This window comes from Arthrobacter sp. Y3224055, assembly GCF_059090825.1.
This window is the reverse complement of record NZ_JBNHGB010000002.1, coordinates 264,720-280,486: the sequence shown is the minus strand read 5'-3', so window position 1 is coordinate 280,486 and position 15,767 is coordinate 264,720. Positions and strand designations below refer to the sequence as shown.

The 15,767-nt window shown below is 70.1% G+C and carries 11 protein-coding genes; 4 read left to right on the top strand and 7 right to left on the bottom strand.

Features of this window, described 5'->3' with window-relative positions; translation table 11 throughout:
* Positions 1 to 112: 112 nt before the first annotated feature.
* The 5 genes from AC5RTY_RS06595 to AC5RTY_RS06575 form a co-directional block, all read right to left on the bottom strand.
* The gene (locus tag AC5RTY_RS06595; protein WP_494139261.1) at positions 113 to 3,439 is read right to left on the bottom strand and encodes an ATP-binding protein; all 3,327 of its coding nucleotides are present in this window, start codon (positions 3,437 to 3,439) and stop codon (positions 113 to 115) included.
* 1 nt (position 3,440) lies between these two features.
* Positions 3,441 to 4,319, bottom strand: a complete 879-nt coding sequence (locus AC5RTY_RS06590) for a DUF4194 domain-containing protein (RefSeq protein ID WP_494139260.1) — start codon at positions 4,317 to 4,319, stop codon at positions 3,441 to 3,443.
* Positions 4,319 to 5,779, bottom strand: coding sequence for a DUF3375 domain-containing protein (locus tag AC5RTY_RS06585; protein WP_494139259.1), 1,461 nt, complete (start codon positions 5,777 to 5,779; stop codon positions 4,319 to 4,321). Before AC5RTY_RS06585 ends, AC5RTY_RS06590 begins: the two co-directional genes overlap by 1 nt.
* Before the next feature lie 236 nt (positions 5,780 to 6,015).
* Positions 6,016 to 8,124 carry an acyl-CoA dehydrogenase family protein gene (locus AC5RTY_RS06580; protein ID WP_494139258.1) on the bottom strand — a complete coding sequence of 703 codons (2,109 nt, stop codon included), beginning with the start codon at positions 8,122 to 8,124 and terminating at the stop codon, positions 6,016 to 6,018.
* 77 nt (positions 8,125 to 8,201) lie between these two features.
* A complete protein-coding gene (locus AC5RTY_RS06575; RefSeq protein WP_494139257.1) occupies positions 8,202 to 8,987 on the bottom strand; it encodes a TetR/AcrR family transcriptional regulator in 786 nt (261 codons plus the stop codon).
* A 78-nt stretch (positions 8,988 to 9,065) separates the two neighbouring features.
* On the opposite strand from AC5RTY_RS06575, the gene AC5RTY_RS06570 reads away from it, so the two are divergent.
* The 3 genes from AC5RTY_RS06570 to AC5RTY_RS06560 are packed head-to-tail and all read left to right on the top strand — an operon-like array spanning position 9,066 to position 12,636.
* Positions 9,066 to 10,403: an acetyl-CoA C-acetyltransferase gene (locus AC5RTY_RS06570; protein ID WP_494013966.1), complete on the top strand. Its 1,338-nt coding sequence runs from the start codon at positions 9,066 to 9,068 to the stop codon at positions 10,401 to 10,403.
* Positions 10,403 to 11,743, top strand: coding sequence for a 3-oxoacyl-ACP reductase (locus AC5RTY_RS06565; RefSeq protein ID WP_494025905.1), 1,341 nt, complete (start codon positions 10,403 to 10,405; stop codon positions 11,741 to 11,743). Before AC5RTY_RS06570 ends, AC5RTY_RS06565 begins: the two co-directional genes overlap by 1 nt.
* Positions 11,740 to 12,636 carry a MaoC family dehydratase gene (locus AC5RTY_RS06560; RefSeq protein WP_494139256.1) on the top strand — a complete coding sequence of 299 codons (897 nt, stop codon included), beginning with the start codon at positions 11,740 to 11,742 and terminating at the stop codon, positions 12,634 to 12,636. Before AC5RTY_RS06565 ends, AC5RTY_RS06560 begins: the two co-directional genes overlap by 4 nt.
* A gap of 19 nt (positions 12,637 to 12,655) precedes the next feature.
* On the opposite strand, the gene AC5RTY_RS06555 is transcribed toward AC5RTY_RS06560, so the two are convergent.
* Together AC5RTY_RS06555 and AC5RTY_RS06550 are read right to left on the bottom strand one after the other, a co-directional pair.
* Positions 12,656 to 13,972 carry an RNA polymerase sigma factor gene (locus AC5RTY_RS06555; protein ID WP_494139255.1) on the bottom strand — a complete coding sequence of 439 codons (1,317 nt, stop codon included), beginning with the start codon at positions 13,970 to 13,972 and terminating at the stop codon, positions 12,656 to 12,658.
* On the bottom strand, positions 13,930 to 14,373 hold the full coding sequence (locus tag AC5RTY_RS06550) for a YciI family protein (RefSeq protein ID WP_494013970.1): 444 nt from the start codon (positions 14,371 to 14,373) through the stop codon (positions 13,930 to 13,932). Before AC5RTY_RS06550 ends, AC5RTY_RS06555 begins: the two co-directional genes overlap by 43 nt.
* A 153-nt stretch (positions 14,374 to 14,526) precedes the next feature.
* On the opposite strand from AC5RTY_RS06550, the gene AC5RTY_RS06545 reads away from it, so the two are divergent.
* Positions 14,527 to 15,756, top strand: coding sequence for a kynureninase (locus AC5RTY_RS06545; protein ID WP_494023093.1), 1,230 nt, complete (start codon positions 14,527 to 14,529; stop codon positions 15,754 to 15,756).
* Positions 15,757 to 15,767: the final 11 nt, after the last annotated feature.

Sequence of the window (15,767 nt, the reverse complement as noted above, 5' to 3'; positions counted from 1 at the left end):
CGTGATCGGCATGCTCAAAAGTATACGGCGGCGCGACGCCCGCCGGCCCGGGGGAGTGCGTTGATGGACGCCAGGCGGAATGCGTTCATCGAGGTCGGCCGGGGACAACTCATCAGCGCAACACGATGTCCACCGGCCGCGCCAGGGAGTGACCCCGTTCCAGAATGCCCGACCGGTTGGCGGATTCATCGCGCAGGACTTCGGTGACCGAACCGAGGAAACGGGCCAGGTCCACCTTGTCCTCGGGGGCGGCCAACAGCAGCTGGAAACCGAATTCGTGCAGAGCGTTGATGCTGGCCTCGGCGAACGCCAGCGATGATTTCACGAAGGCCTCGTCCATCATCACCGTGCCGAAGGTGCTGAAGCCCTGCCCGGCGATGCCCAGTTGGTAGGCCAGCGCCGACGCCATAATGAATGCGGTGAAGCGCTGGCCCTCGCCGCCGGACATCAGGCTGGCCTGCAGGTTGGTGTAGGCGCGGCCGTCCGCCAGGAGATTGGTGCAGGTGATGTCCACGTGCGACCGCACGTCCAGGACCTCGGCGCGCCAGCGGCGCTCGTCCTCGGAGGCCAGCCTCTCCACAATCCGCTCCAGGGCGAGGTAGCGGGCGTCCATGTCCTCGGCGGTCTGCCGCCTGCCCATGACCGGCAGCGCGTTCTTCAGGTCGGTGCGGAACTTGTGCGACGCGTCCGGCACCGCGTTGGCGATCTCAATCTGCAGGTGGCTGTCCTCGTGGTACTTCACGCGCCGCAGGATTTGGTTCAGCGGCTGCAGGCGGGACGCAATGCTGCGGCGTTCTTCGTCCAGCAACTGGAGCAGGTCGCTGAAGCGTTCGTAGGTGCGGTTGTTGAAGTACTCGCGGAATTCCGCCTCCCGCTGCGGCAGCCCTTCGCCCACGATGTCGTGGTAGCGCGCCTCGTAGTCGGCGGCGGCCTCCAGCGACGTGCCGTGGTCTGAGCCCCACTGCCTGCCGTAGGACTCGAAGATCTTCACCAGCTGGTTGCCGGCCTCCAGCCTGGTCCGCTCCAGCAGGCCGCGGGATTCCAGCAGCGCGCGCTCGATCCGGGTGCAGACGTCCCCCAGGAAGGCCAGGTCGGTGATCTCCCCGTGCGGGGCAAAGAGGGCATCCAGCTCGGAGGCCAGTTCGTCCGTCAGTTGCCCGGCGGTCTCACCGGTGGCGGCCAGGGTGTCCCGGCGACTGCGCGCGGCGTCCAGTTCGGCGGTCAACCGGGCGGCGTCGCCCTTGAGCACACCGATCTTCTCCGTGGCGGCCGTGAGGTCCAGTTCCGCCGTTTCCAGCTCGAACCGCAGCTGCTCCAGGTCCGCGTTGGCATCCCGGGCCTGCTCCAGGCGTTCCGCCGCCGCTTCCACGGCGGCGGCGTGTGCTTCGGCGGAAACCTCCTCCCAGTCGCGGGTGTCGGCCGCCACGGCCTTGGCTGCGGCCAGCCGGCGGCCCAGATCATGCTGCTCGCGGGCGCGTTCGGCGGACTCGGCATCCGCCGTGCCGTACGTCTCGCGCAGTTCCAACAACCGCGCGGCGAGGGCGGCAATCTTGTCCTGGTTGTCGAAGCCGAGCAGATAATCGGACGCCCCGGTGTGCCGGTCGTCCTTTTCTGTGGTGCTGCTGCTGCGCTTTACCGCGCCGCCCAGGGTGACGCCGCGGGCGACGTGTGCCAGTTCGTCCGGGTCGTCGACGCAGACATAGTCGTAGTGCGCCGTGATCTTGCGCCGGACCCAGTGCCCCATGGTGGTGTCCTTGGTGACCAGTTTGGTGACCAGGTCATCGTCGCCGGCGTCGGCCTTTCCGTCCAGCGGGGCGCTGACGTCTATGATCCGCAGGAAGCCACGGATATTGTGCTCGTTCAGGTAGCGGGTGACGGCCTTCATCCGGTCGCCCGGGATTAGCATTGCGGCGGCCAGCGACCGCAGTGCGCGTTCGGCGGCCGGGCGCCAGCGGGCCTCGGCGGCGGCCATGTCGATCAGCTCGCCGGCAAACGGAAGTTCCTCTTCCGCGATGCCCGTGGCGGCACAGATCTGCCGGCGGCGCTCCAGGCTGTCGGGACGGATGTTGCTGGTACGGCGCCGGAAGGACTCGATTTCTTCCTCCAGCGCACGGATCCGGCCCTTGAGGGTCCAAGCCTCGCCCTGGGCATCGTTGCTCCGTTCGCGGGCCGACTCGGCCTCCTTGGCCAGGTCCTTGGCCAGCACGGCGGCACGGCTGCGCGCGGCAGCGAGGCCGGCGGGACTGAAATCTGCTTCAATCCCGGCGGCCGCCAGCTCGCCCCGGAGGGCATCTTCGACGGACTGGCGGGCCCGCAGCTCGGCCTGGGCCGCCGCCAGCTCCCGTTCCAGGGTGGCGACGGCGGAGCCTCCTTCGCTGCCGTAGCGCGCCCTGAGCGACGCCGCCTTCTCCCGGAGCCCGTCGCGTGCCGCTTCGGCGGTTGCCAGCGCGGCCGTCGCCGCCGTTGCTTCCGCTTCCAGCCGGTCGATCTGCCGGCCATGGCAGTCCAGCGCCAAACGTCGCCGGTAGAGCGGCAAAGCCTCGTCCGCCAACACCTGGTTGCGCTCCAGCCCGGCCTGCGCCTGCTGCAGCTCCCGATGCAGTCGGGGCACGGGGGCCAGCAGGTCCCGCTGCTGCCGGGCGCGTTCCAGCTGCCGCCTGATGCTGCTGAGGTGGCTGAAGTCTTCCACGGCCTCCTCCGCGGCGGCCAGCGTCCGGGGCGTGTCCAGCACATGGTTGCGGAAGAAGTCGTTCACGGTGCCGCCCAGGCCCCTGCCCGTCTGCAGCGTCCGCAGCAGGCCGAAGGCCTTTTCCTGGTCGATGCCCAGCGCTTGCCGGAATCGCTCGGCAAACGCCTTGTGCGAATCGAAGACCTGGCTGCCCGGCAACAGGGCCTCCAGCGAGGTCTTGCTGAACCGGCCCAGCATGCGGGCCTCCAGGGCGGGAATGTCCAGGGCTTTGTTGTGCAGCACATAGAAACGGCCCACATTGTGTTCGGTCCCGTTGGCCGGCAGGTCCAGCAGCACGGACAGGCTGGTGGTCTGCCCCAGGGCGTTGTCGAAGGTCAGGCAGACCGCCGACCAGGTGGCACCGGGACGCTGGTAGAACGTGGCGTTCCGGGAACCGTCGCCGTCCGCCGGGGTGGCGCCCAGCCGTCCGCGCATGTAGCTGAACGCGGTGCGCCGTTCCTCGGCGGCGCTGCCGGCGCTGGTTTGGGCGGCCTCGTTCATCTTCGGCCGCGCGTCCAGCACCTGCAGCATGCCGTCGAAGATTGTGGACTTGCCCACCCCGGAGCCGCCGGTCAGCAACGTTCCGGCGCGGTCCACGCGGATGGTGTGGGAGCCGTCGAAGGTGCCCCAATTGACCAGCTGCACGCGGCTGAGGCGGTGCTGGCCGGGATTGAGCAGCCCGTCCAGGGGCAGGATTGTCTCGATGCTCATGTCAGGCCTCCTCGCCGTCAACAGTCAACTGGTCCGACTCCGGCGCCTCGCCGGCCGGCGGGAGAGTACCGGCCAGCGAGCCGATCACCGCCGGAATGTCGCCGATGTTCTCGAAGGGCAAGGCCAGCGGCAGGGCCGGGGAAATGACCCACACGTCCGAAAGTTCGGTGGCTTCCAGCAACCGGCGCTCGTTGGACAGTTTGCGGATGGAGGCATCGGCCAGGTCCTCGACGTGTTTGGCGTCGTGCTGTTCGGGGTCCACGTAGTCCTGCAGCACGTCGATCACGTCGGCCCGGCTGATCAGCGGCTCCGTCCCGGTGCCGGCGTGGCGATCCTGGATGAGCCGCATGCGCAGGAGCAGCAGCGTCTCCTCGCGCGTCATCTCCCGCTGCCGCTGCAGGGCGTTGGTGTGCGGTTCGGCCATGGGGACCGGCCGCAGCATGGCGACCTTGCGGTCTTCGTCGATGATCAGTTGCAGGAACAGCTCGCTGAGCCGGGAGGCGAGGACGCGGCGGTGTTCCACCACGGTGTCGTAGACCCGGTCCGTGGAGCCGGCGTGCAGGTAGGGGCCGCGCAGCAGCCGGACCAGGGCCTGGCGCAGCTTCAGGGGCAGCTTGCCGGTATCGCCGTCGAAGAGTTCGGGCCCGTCCACAATCTCGTTGCGGGCGGTCGCCTCGTCAGCCTGGGCGGGATCCGCTTCCTCCGGCGCGGCAGCCTGGCCGGAATCCGCCTCCTCCGGCCCGGCAGCCTGGGCGGGATCCGCCTCCTCCGGCCCGGCAGCCTCGGCGGGATCCGCTTCCTCCGGCGCGGCCGCGTCCTCGGGCCCTGCGGGCGGTTGGGCGGAAACGCCGGTCAACTCGTCCTCGGTCAACTCGTTCATTAGTCTGCAGCTTTCGTGAAAGTGACGGCGGGCAGCACCGCGGTTCGTTCGCTGCCGTCGATTTGGATCAGGGTCACGCTGTCGGTCGCGTCCGGATCGAGCACGCCGCCGGTATTCAAGGCCCGGTGCAGCAGCCAGCGCAGGCTGTTCAGGTGCCGGTGTTCCGGTTCCAGCTGGTCGTAGACCGCCGACAACGGCGCCGGCCCGCGTGCTTCGACGGCGGTGCGCACCGCCCGGGAGAGCACCTCGGCGTCAGCCTGCGGCGTGCGTACCGCGCGGCGGATGTCCGCTTCGGTGAACTCGGGCGGCGGCGGCAACTTCGCCGGCGCCTGGTGATCCTGCGGGTCGTAGAGCCGGATCATGCTCACCGATTCGAAGCCGGAGCCGTACAACTGCGGCGCCGGTATTACCGCACGCCGGCCCGGCAGGCTGTGCCGCGACTTGAAGATAGCGGCCTCGGCAGCGCGAATCGCCTGGCGCAGCTGGACCGATTCGCGGTAGTCGTCCGACTGCACGAAGGTGTGCATGCTCTCCGAGAGCCGCCCGTAGATGCGGTGGATCTCGGCCGCCTGCGCCCGCAACTGGGGCATGAGCTGCTGCAGGGCCCTCCGGTCCTCCGGCTCCAGGCCGTCGGCGAAGTCCCGCTCGAGCACGTCGGCGATGGCCTGCCGGAAACGCTGCTGCTGGTCCTCGTCGTTCAGGAACGCCGTGAAGCTCTCGTACGTCCGGCCTTCGCTGGTGCCGCGCAGCCGTTTGTCGGCGTCGAGCACCTCGCCCATGGTGATGCCCTTGGTGGCATTCGACTCGACGATTTCGGCGCGCAGCGTGTGCAGCATGCGCTCCAAGCCGTCGCGCATCCGCTTGAAGTCGGCCGGCAGCCCGGCCGCCAGCGCCAGGATGTCGCGTGCCGCCTCCGCCGCCGCGGCTGCGGGCACCGCCGCCGGCGCGTCGCCTGCTTCCAGCGCGCGGATCTTTTCCTGCCGTTCGGCGATTTCGGCCCGGAGCACGGCAATGCGCGCCTCGGGGTCGGGATCGGTTTCATGGGCCAGGGCCTCGACCCGGGTGAGCAGCGTGGCCAGGCGGGAGCTGTTCAGGGAGGAGGAAGCCCCGGTCAGGCCGTCCAGGTACTCCAGGAAGCGCACTGTCGCTTCGGTGGGCTCGTAAACGAACCGCCCGCCCTCGCGCAGGCGGGAGAGGAACCTGCGGCCCACCCAGTCGTCGGCGTACTGGCGGGCGGACCAATCCTCGCGCAGCGGCACCCCGGCGCGCCGCAGCTCGGCCAGGATGGCGTCGGTGTTGCGGTGGAACTCCTCCAGCGGCAGCTGCGGCCGGGAGCGCGTGAAAGCGGTCCGGAACAGCGCGGGCACCCACGGGCTGGCGGCGGCGAGCTTGAGGCCCGGCGTCGCGGACAAGGCCTGCAGCTCCTGCCAGCGGGCAAGGGCGTTCTGGGTGAAGGACATGCTGTGCTTTCCGCCCGCGGAAGGGAAAAGCGGGCCCAGAAAATCTTAGCCGCTCCAACTGGGCCGACGACGGCGGCGGCCGCCACGGGTGGGCCGTGTCGCCCGGGCTTAACCCGCTGACGACGGCGGCGGCCGCCACGGGTGGGCCGTGTCGCCCGGGGATACCTGCTGACGACGGCGGTGTGCCCGCCGTGGCGAAACGGATCGCCTCCGGCCTGGGCCCCGCCGTCGTTCGCCTAGCTGCTTGCCGGCAGCTTCTGGCGTCGCGCGGCGAGCTTTTCGGCGGCCTTCCGGCGGGCGACGAGCACCTTCTCGTCCACCGGGGCGTCGCCGCTGGCCCGCCGCGAGCGGGCATAGGTCATGGCTTCGTCCTGGCGTTCCTGCTCGGCGCCGGTGGCGATCTTCGCGCGCAGATGCTCGGGCCCATAGCCGAAGGCGTCCACAAGGTCGCGGGCGTGCGGGCGGAGCCTAGACAGCAGACGGTTGATGTACCCCCCAAGGATGCGGGCGCGCTGGGCGGAGAGCCGCCCGTGCATGAGGTACCAGCCCAGGTTTTTCTCCACCAGCGACAGGCCGAACAAGTCCCGCAACCAGGTCAGCACCTGGCGGGTACCGTCGTCGTCGATCTGCCCGAGTGCGGCGGTAAAGGCCTCCCACTGCAGCAGTTCCGCGTGTGCGCGGGCGGCCTCGATCAGCTCGTGCTGGTGTTCGTTGAACAGCGCCGCGGCCTCTGCTTGCGGCAGCCTCGTGGCATTGCGGAGCGCGCCGCCGATGCCGGCGATCATGGTGGAGACCCGGTCGGTGAGCAGCTGGCGCTGCGACTCCGGATCCTTCAGGTAGTTGGCGCTCTTGCGCTCCGAACCGCTGTCCGCGAACGTCTGGGCCACCTGGCGCAGGCCGGTGCGGTGGAAGGTGGCGTCGGCCGCCTGGTGGGCAACCCACCGGGCCATCACGCCGAAGTCTGCGTGGCGGAACTCCTTGGCGTAGTCCGCGAGCAGCCGCTTGGCGACCAACTGCAGCAGCACCGTGTTGTCGCCCTCGAAGGTCGCGTAGATGTCCAGGTCGGAGCGCAGCGCGGCGAAGCGGTTTTCGGCCAGGAAACCTGCCCCGCCGGTGGCCTCCCGGCACTCCTGCAGGGTGTCCAGCGCGTGCCACGTGCTGAGCGACTTCAGGGCGGCGGCCAGGGTTTCCAGGTCCTGCCGGTCCTCGTCGGTGTCGTGGGCGCCGGAGAACACGTCGTCGAACTTCTCCAGCAATTGTTCGTGCGCGAAGGACGCCGCGTAGGTGGTGGCCAGCCGCGGCAGCAGGCGCCGCTGGTGGCGCTGGTAGTCCAGCAGGACCTCTTCGGAGGTGTCCGAGGACGCATTGAACTGCCGGCGCTCGGTGCCGTAGTGCACCGCGATGGCCAGGGCTACCTTGCTGGCGGCCACCGCGGCGCCATCGAGCGAAACGCGGCCCTGCACCAAGGTTCCCAGCATAGTGAAGAAGCGGCGGCCCGGGCTGGCGATGGGGGAGGTGTAGGTGCCGTCCTCGGCAACGTCGCCGTACCTGTTCAACAGGTTGGTGCGCGGGATGCGGACATGGTCGAAGTGCAGGCGGCCGTTGTCGATGCCGTTGAGCCCGCCCTTGTAACCGTCGTCTTCGCCGCCGATGCCGGGCAGGAAGTTGTGCTGTTCGTCCCGGATGGGCACATAGAAGGCGTGGACGCCGTGGTCGACGCCCCGGGTGATGAGATGCGCGAACACCACCGCGGCCAGGCCGTCGTTGGCGGCGTTTCCCAGGTAGTCCTTCCACGCGGCCCGGAAGGGTGTGTGGATGACGAATTCCTGCGTGGCCGGTTCGTAGGTGGCAGTGGTGGCGATGCTGGCTACGTCGGATCCGTGACCGGTTTCTGTCATGGCGAAGGCGCCCGGCGTCTTGAGGCTCATGATGTCCGGCAGCCACTGGTCATGGTGTTCCCGGGTGCCCAGGTGCAGCACCGCCGCGCCGAACAGGCCCCACTGCACACCGGCCTTGATCTGCAGCGAGGGGTCGGCGGTGACGAGTTCCTCGAAACCGGCCACGTTGCCGCCGTGATTGTCTTCGCCGCCGAGCCGTGCGGGGAAGGCACGGTGCACGGCGCCGGTGTCCACCAGGTACTTCAGCTGCCCGAAGACCCGCTGCCGGTGCTCCTCCATCGTCAGCCCGTCGATGCGGTGGAGTTCCGGGCGGCCGGCCAGGTCGCGTGCCGCCTGGCGGATGTCGGCCCAGCGGCCCAGCAGGAGCCGGCCGAGTTCGGCCACATCCACGGTGGCTCCGTTGTCTTCAACCGGTTCCGGGGTTTCCAGGGCGGGCGTATACGTCATCGGATGATCCTTCGGTCGTCAGGTGTGTGTCGGTGGGGCCGGGAAGGCTGCGGGGCGGGGTGGCCGGGTGCGGGCGGTCAGTCCATGCCCGGGGTGTTGCGGGAACGGCCGGGTGGCCCGGAGCCCGCTGCGGGAGCTCCGTTGTCCGGTGCGACGCCGCCCAGCAGCCATTGGGTGAGCAGGCCCGTCATGACTTCCCGGCTCGGCTTGGTTCCATCATCGGGAGCCGCCAGCCAGCATTCACCGGCGGCACGCACCATGCCGATGGCGGCCCGGGGCCAGTAGGAAGCGGCCGCCAGTTCCGCGGCACTTCCCGCTGCCGCGGCCAGGTGGCCGCGCAGCGGGGCCTCGATCATGGCGGTGACGTTGGCGAAAAAGTCCTGCAGGACGGCGGAACTGCCGTCCTCCGGTGCGGCCGCCGGCCGCGCATCGTCCCGACCGGGTTGCGGTGCGGCCGGCGGCTCGGACGGCGCGGCCCGGATGACGAACGCGTACACGTGCGGCGAGGATTCGGCCATTTGCAGGTAGACCGACACCATGGCGTGCAGGCCCTCCCGGGCCGTGGTCGCGGTGGCGGCGGCCTCCTGGAGCCGGGCCTGCATCCGGCCGATCACCACCTCGCCCATGGCTCGCTGCAGGCCGGCCTTGTCGCCGAAGTAGCGGTAGAAGACGGGCTTGGACGTCCCGGCCGCCGCCGCGATCTCCTCCATGGACGCATCGGGGCCAAGCCGGTGCACCGCGTGCCGCGCCGCCCGGATCAGCTCCCGGCGGCGTTCCGTCCGGTGACGGTCCCAGCGGGCCGAGCGGCCGTCCGCGGGCGTCGCCGGATTCGAGGCGGCCTGGCGGCCTGTGGCGGTGTTCACGTAACTCAGCGTATCAGGTACGCTTGGTTACGGTAACTGTCGTTTGTTCCGCTCCGCACCCAATCGAGGAGAGCCCACATGGCCACTTCACCTGACGCCACCGGCACCCGCTCCGCCAACGGACTGCGCAGGGCAGTAGTCGTCGGCGGCAACCGCATCCCCTTCGCCCGCGCGAACGGAGCCTACACCCAGGCCAGCAACCAGGACATGCTCACCGCGGCCCTGGACGGGCTGGTGGCACGGTTCGGGCTGCAGGACGAACGCATCGGCGAGGTGGCCGCCGGCGCTGTCCTTAAACACTCGCGCGACTTCAACCTCACCCGCGAGGCGGTGCTCGGCTCGGCGCTTTCACCGCAAACACCTGCGTACGACCTGCAGCAGGCGTGCGCCACCGGGTTGGAAACCGTGATGGGCTTGGCGAACAAGATCAAACTGGGGCAGATCGACTCCGCCATCGCCGGCGGCGTGGACTCCGCCTCGGACGCACCGATCGCCGTCAGCGAGGGCCTCCGGGCCGTCCTCCTGGAACTGAACCGCGCCAAGAGCATGCAGCAGAAGCTGACCGCCATCGCCAAGTTGCGGCCCAAGGATCTGGCCCCCAACGCGCCGGGCACGGCCGAGCCGCGGACAGGGCTGTCGATGGGCGAGCACCAGGCGCTGACCACCGCGGCCTGGAACATCAGCCGCGACGCGCAGGACGAACTTGCCCTGGCCAGCCACCACAACCTGGCGGCAGCTTACGAGCGCGGGTTTTTCGATGACCTCATGACGCCCTACCGGGGCCTGGCCAAGGACTCCAACCTGCGCGCCGACACCACCTTGGAGAAGCTGGGCAAGCTGCAGCCGGTGTTCGGCAAGAACCTCGGCGCCGAGGCAACCATGACGGCCGGCAATTCCACCCCGCTGACCGACGGAGCCTCCACCGTGCTGCTCAGTTCGGAAGAGTACGCCCGGAGCAACGACCTGCCGGTGCTGGCAGAGGTGGTGGACTCCGAAGCCGCCGCCGTTGACTTTGTGCACGGCAAGGAAGGACTGCTGATGGCGCCGGCATATGCCGTGCCCCGGCTGCTGGCCCGGCAGGCCCTGACGTTCGCCGACTTCGACTTCTTCGAGATCCACGAGGCCTTCGCCGGGACGGTGCTGTGCCACCTGGCGGCGTGGGAAAGCGAGGAGTTCTGCCGCAACAAGCTGGGCCTCGAGAAGCCCCTGGGCGCCATCGACCGGACCCGCCTCAACATCAATGGCTCCTCGCTGGCCACCGGCCATCCCTTCGCGGCCACCGGCGGACGCCTGGTGGCCAGCCTGGCCAAGATGCTGCGCGAGAAGGCCGACGCCGAGTCCCGCACCACCCGCGGCCTGATCTCCGTCTGCGCCGCAGGCGGCATGGGCGTCGTCGCCATCCTGGAGGCGAACTGATGACCGACCGGTACGTGGATTTGGTCAACGCCGGACCGGTGAAGAGCCTGGCCAAGAAGCTGGGGCTGCCGCAGCCCGCCGTGCTGCGGCGCTACCGGCCCGGCGCACCGCTGCTGCCCGGACCTGTCCTGGTGCTCGGCGCGGGCGCCGGCGCCGACACGGTGGCCAAGGAAATGCTCGGGTGGGACCTCGACGTTCGCCGGCATGCGGCACCAAAGGAACGCCTCGGCGGCATCGTGCTGGTGCTCGACGAGCTGGAAGCGCCCGAGGACCTGTCGGAGCCCATGCTCAGCGCCGGCGCCAGCCTCCGGGACCTGGCCCCCGGCGGCCGCGTCATCACCGTATCCCGGCCCGCCGACGGCGCCGCCCGGCCCGCGCAGGCCGCCGCGCGCCAGGCGGTGGACGGGTCGCTGCGGTCACTGGCCCATGAGCTGCGCGGCGGCGCCACCGCCAACGGCATCCTGCTCGGCGAAGGCGTGGACGCCGGAGCACCGGCCGTCCTGGGACCCCTGCGCTTCCTGCTCTCGGCCCGGAGCGCCTACGTCAGCGGGCAGTTCCTGCTGGTCGGCTCCGACGACGGCTCGCTCCCCGCGGATCCGGACCGTCCGCTGACCGGCAAGGTCGCCGTCGTCACCGGCGCCGCGCGCGGCATTGGCGCTGCCATCGCCGAGACCCTGCACCGCGACGGCGCACAACTCGTCGTCGTCGATGTCCCCGCGGCGGGGGAACAGCTGGCGCAGGTCGCGAACCGGGTGGGCGGCACCGCCCTGCAGTTGGACATCACCGCGGCCGATGCCGGCGCGAAGATCGCCGCCCATGCCGTGGAGCGGCACCACGGACTGGACATCGTGATCCACAACGCCGGCATCACCCGCGACAAACTGTTGGCCAACATGGACCAGGCCAAATGGGACTCCGTGATCGCCGTCAACCTCACCTCGCAGCTGACGATGAACGGGCAGCTGCTGGCCTCGGGCGCGTTCCGCGGGCGGCCGCGCGTGGTTTCACTGGCCTCAACCAGCGGCATTGCGGGCAACCGCGGGCAAACCAATTACGCCGCGTCGAAGGCGGGAATCATCGGCATGGTCCGGGCCTCGGCCGCCGGGTTCGCCGACGCCGGCGGCAGCATCAACGCCGTGGCACCGGGCTTCATCGAGACGGACATGACCGCCCGGATGCCGTTCCTGACCCGGGAAGTGGCACGCCGGCTCTCCTCGCTGCAACAGGGCGGACAGCCGCGCGATGTCGCCGAGGCCGTCTCCTTCCTGGCCAGCGATGCTGCGGGCGGCATCAACGGCCAAACCCTGCGGGTCTGCGGGCAAAGCATGGTCGGCGCATGAACGAAGTCATCCTGGGGGAGATGCCCACGCTCTCGCGCCTCTACCTGACGGCGGCGTCGACTGCCGCGCGGCACAAGCTGGGCGTGGGACAGCACGCCGAGCAGGTCCCGGCGGCGCGGCATACCCTGCACGGAGTTCAGATCACCCCCGAGCGGATCAGCGGGTTCCAGCAGTTGGTCCACGGCACCGTGCGGGACACCCTGCCCTCCGTGTTCCTGCACTCGGTCGCGTTCCCCGTGGCGATGAGCGTGATGACGCGGCCGGACTTTCCGCTGCCGCTGCTCGGCATGGTCCATCTGGCCAACCGGGTGCGGCACTTGCGGCCGGTCCACTTCACTGAGCCCCTGACCGTGACGGCCTGGGCCGAGGGCCTCCGCGGCCACCACGCGGGCACGCAGGTCGAACTGCACACCCGGATCGAGGCCGACGGCGAGGCCGTGTGGGAAGGTGTCTCGGACTACCTGGCCAAGGCGGTCTACTTGCCCGGCCTGGACAAGGCAGCCCGCCCGGAGCGCGCCGATTTCACGCCGCCGCAGCCGACGGCCCGCTGGCGGCTCGGGCCGGAGGCCGGGCGCGAGTACGCCGGGGTGTCCGGCGACTTCAACCCGATCCACCTGAGCGCGGTGTCCGCGAAGATGCTGGGGCTCAAGCGGTCCATCGCCCACGGGATGTACCTGGCCTCACGAGTCCTGACCAGCGTGGAAGCCACGGCCAGCGAACCCTTCAGCTGGCGCATCGACTTTGCCGCTCCGGTCTTCCTGCCCGCCACCGTGGCCGTCAGGATCCATGACACGGAACGTGACGGGTCCTGGGAAGCTTCCGAGTTCACCGGCTGGGGGGAGCGCAGCCACCGGCTGCACTTCACGGGCAGCGTCCACACGCTCGCCGGCTGAGCGGCGTGGCCGGACCGGGTCAGCCGGTGACGGCCCGGCGTTCGAGGACCTCCCGTTCGCGATCATTCTTCGCCAGCGCGGCGGCGGCGGCGAACTCGGAGCGGGCCTTGTCCGCCCGGCCGAGCCGGGCCAGCAGCTCGCCGCGGACGCTCGGGAGCAGGTGGGAGCCGCGCAGGGCGCCTTCCGAGGCCAGCCGGTCCACGATCGCCAGGGCGGTGGCGGGGCCGGTGGCCATGGACACTGCCACAGCACGGTTGAGCTCCACCACCGGGCTCGGCGCCACCCGGCCAAGCGCTTCGTAGAGCAGCACGATCTGCGCCCAGTCGGTGCCGGCGACGCTGGGGGCGGCCGCATGGCATGCGGCGATGGCCGCCTGCAGGGCGTAGCTGCCCCGGCCGCGGCCCAGCGCGTCGGCCCTGGCCAGGGCGGCTCGGCCGCGTTCAATCTGGGCGCGGTCCCAACGCGTCCGGTCCTGGTCGGCGAGCAGGACCGCGCTGCCGTCCGGCCGAGTGCGGGCGCCGAAACGCGACGCCTGGAACTCCATCAGGGCCACCAGTGCGTGCGCTTCGGGCTCCCGGGGCACCAGTGACACCAGGACGCGTCCGATCCGCAGGGCTTCGCCGGCCAGGTCCGACCGGATCCAACGGTTCCCGGAGGTCGCCGCGTACCCTTCCGTGAACAGGAGGTAGACCACGCGCAGGACGGCGCCCAGCCGCGGGCCCCAGTCGTTCGGTTCGGGGACTTCGAAGGGGACCTTCGCCGCGGCCAGGGTTTTCTTGGCCCGGACGATCCGCTGCTGCACCGTGGCGACCGGAATCACGAAGAGCCGGCCGATCTCCTCGGCGGACAGGCCGGCGACGACCCGCAGCGTCAGGCATACCTGCGCTTCCCGCGAGAGCACCGGGTGGCAGGCGGTAAAGACGAGCCGGAGCACGTCGTCGGGTACGGGGTCCCAACCCAGGTCTTCCTCGTCCCGCAGCCCGCGGGCCAGCACCTGGTAACGGTCCTCCAGGCGTTCCGCCCGCCGCCATGAGTCGATGGCCCGTCGCTTGGCCACGGTGGTCAGCCACGCCGCCGGGTTGCGGGGGACGCCGGTATGCGGCCACCGGGCCAGCGCGTCGGCCACGGCTTCCTGCGCGACGTCCTCGGCGAAACCGACATCCCCGGTGGCACGGGCCAGGGCGGCAACAATCCGGGCGCCCTCGATCCGCCACAACGCATCGATCCGGCGCCGGATTGCCGCCTGGGCCTCGGCCCCCGCCGCCCCAGGCTCCCGGGCCTCGGCCCCGGGGGTCAGGCGTTCTCCGAGCGGAGCCTCGCCTCTTCCTCGCGCCATCCTTCTTCCTTCCGGATGTACTCGTTGTCGGCGAAGTCCGCGAAATCGGCGGCCTCGGTTACGCGGCGGACCTCCAGCTTTGAGCCCGGTCCCAGCGGGCAGCGGCTGGCCCACTCCGCGGCTTCCTCCTTGGAGGCCACCTGGACGATCCAAAAACCGTTGAACAGTTCGTGCGTTTCGCCGTACGGGCCGTCGGTCACAATCGGCGGCTCCTCCGAGAAGTCCACGACGAATCCGCTGCCGTCGGAAAGATCCGCCAGGCCTTCTCCCGCCAGCATGACGCCGGCGTTGATCATCGCCTCGTTGTAGGCGCCCATCTTGTTGATCATTTCTTCGAACGGCATGGATTTGGACGCCTCAAGGGCTGCATCCGTGGACCGCATGATGAACATGTACTTCATGGCTTTTCTCCTTCTCGGAACGAGACGCGGGCATGCGCCTTCTACTATGCCGTCGAACGGGGGCCGTGGATATCGACAGGCCCGGGAATTTTTTTCGGAAATCTTCACGCCGCGGTTCGGCGGCCCCGCGGCAGCCGCCTCTATGCTTGCCGTATGACCAACGACGATCAGTTGCGTGACCGCGCCCGGATGCTTGACGCCGCAGACCCGCTGGCCGGATACCGGACCCGGTTCGCGGGCCATGACGACGACGCCGTCGTGGCCTACCTCGACGGCAATTCGCTGGGCCGGCCGCTGGCCGCCAGCATCGAGCGCGTCCGGGACGTCATGGCGCAGCAGTGGGGCGGCCGGCTGATCCGGGCCTGGGACGAGGTCTGGCTCCAGCTGCCGGAGCAGATCGGCGACGAGCTGGGCCGGGTCGTGCTGGGAGCCGCGCCGGGCCAATGCGTGGTGGCCGACTCCACCACGGTGCTGCTGTACAAGCTGGCCCGCGCCGCGATCGATGCGCGGCCAGGGCGCCGGCGCATCCTGGTGGACCGGGACAATTTTCCGTCCGACCGCTTTATCGTCGAAGGCATCGCCGCCGAGTGCGGCCTGGAGCTGGACTGGCTCGAGCCCCCGCACGCCGGGGGAGTGACGGCAGAAGCGGTCCGGGCCGCCGTGGGGCCCGACACAGCGCTCGTGCTGCTCAGCCACGTGGCCTACCGCTCCGGCTATGTTGCGGACATCCCGGCCATCACCGCCGCCGCGCACGACGCCGGTGCCATGGTTTTGTGGGACCTGTGCCATTCCGCCGGGGTGCTGCCCGTGGAACTGGACGGCTGGGGCGTCGACCTGGCCGCAGGCTGCAGCTACAAGTACCTTAACGGCGGTCCGGGCGCCCCGGCCTGGGCCTACGTGCGGACCGAGCACCAGCACCTGAGCCAGCCGATCCAAGGCTGGTTGGGCAGCGCCAAACCCTTCGAGATGGGTCAGGGGTATCAGCCGGCCGGCGGGATCCGCCGGTTCACGTCCGGAACTCCGCCGATCATCGGCATGACCGCCCTCCAGGACATGGTCGCCCTCATCGACGAGGCCGGGCTGGCGGCGGTCCGGGAAAAGTCGATCGCCCTGACCGGGTTTGCCGTCGAGGCCGTGCAGGAGGCGCTGGCCGGTTTCGGCGTAGCCATCGCCTCGCCGCTTGATCCGGCGGAACGCGGCGGCCACGTCACCATCGACCACCCGGACTTCAAGCAAATCACCGGCAGGCTCTGGGAGCAGGGCGTGATACCGGACTTCCGCGAGCCCGACGGCCTCCGGCTGGGGCTCTCGCCGCTGTCCACCAGCTTCCAGGAGGTGTGGCGCGGCATCGCCGCCATTCGCGCCGAGCTCGAACGGATGTAGCCGAGCTCGAA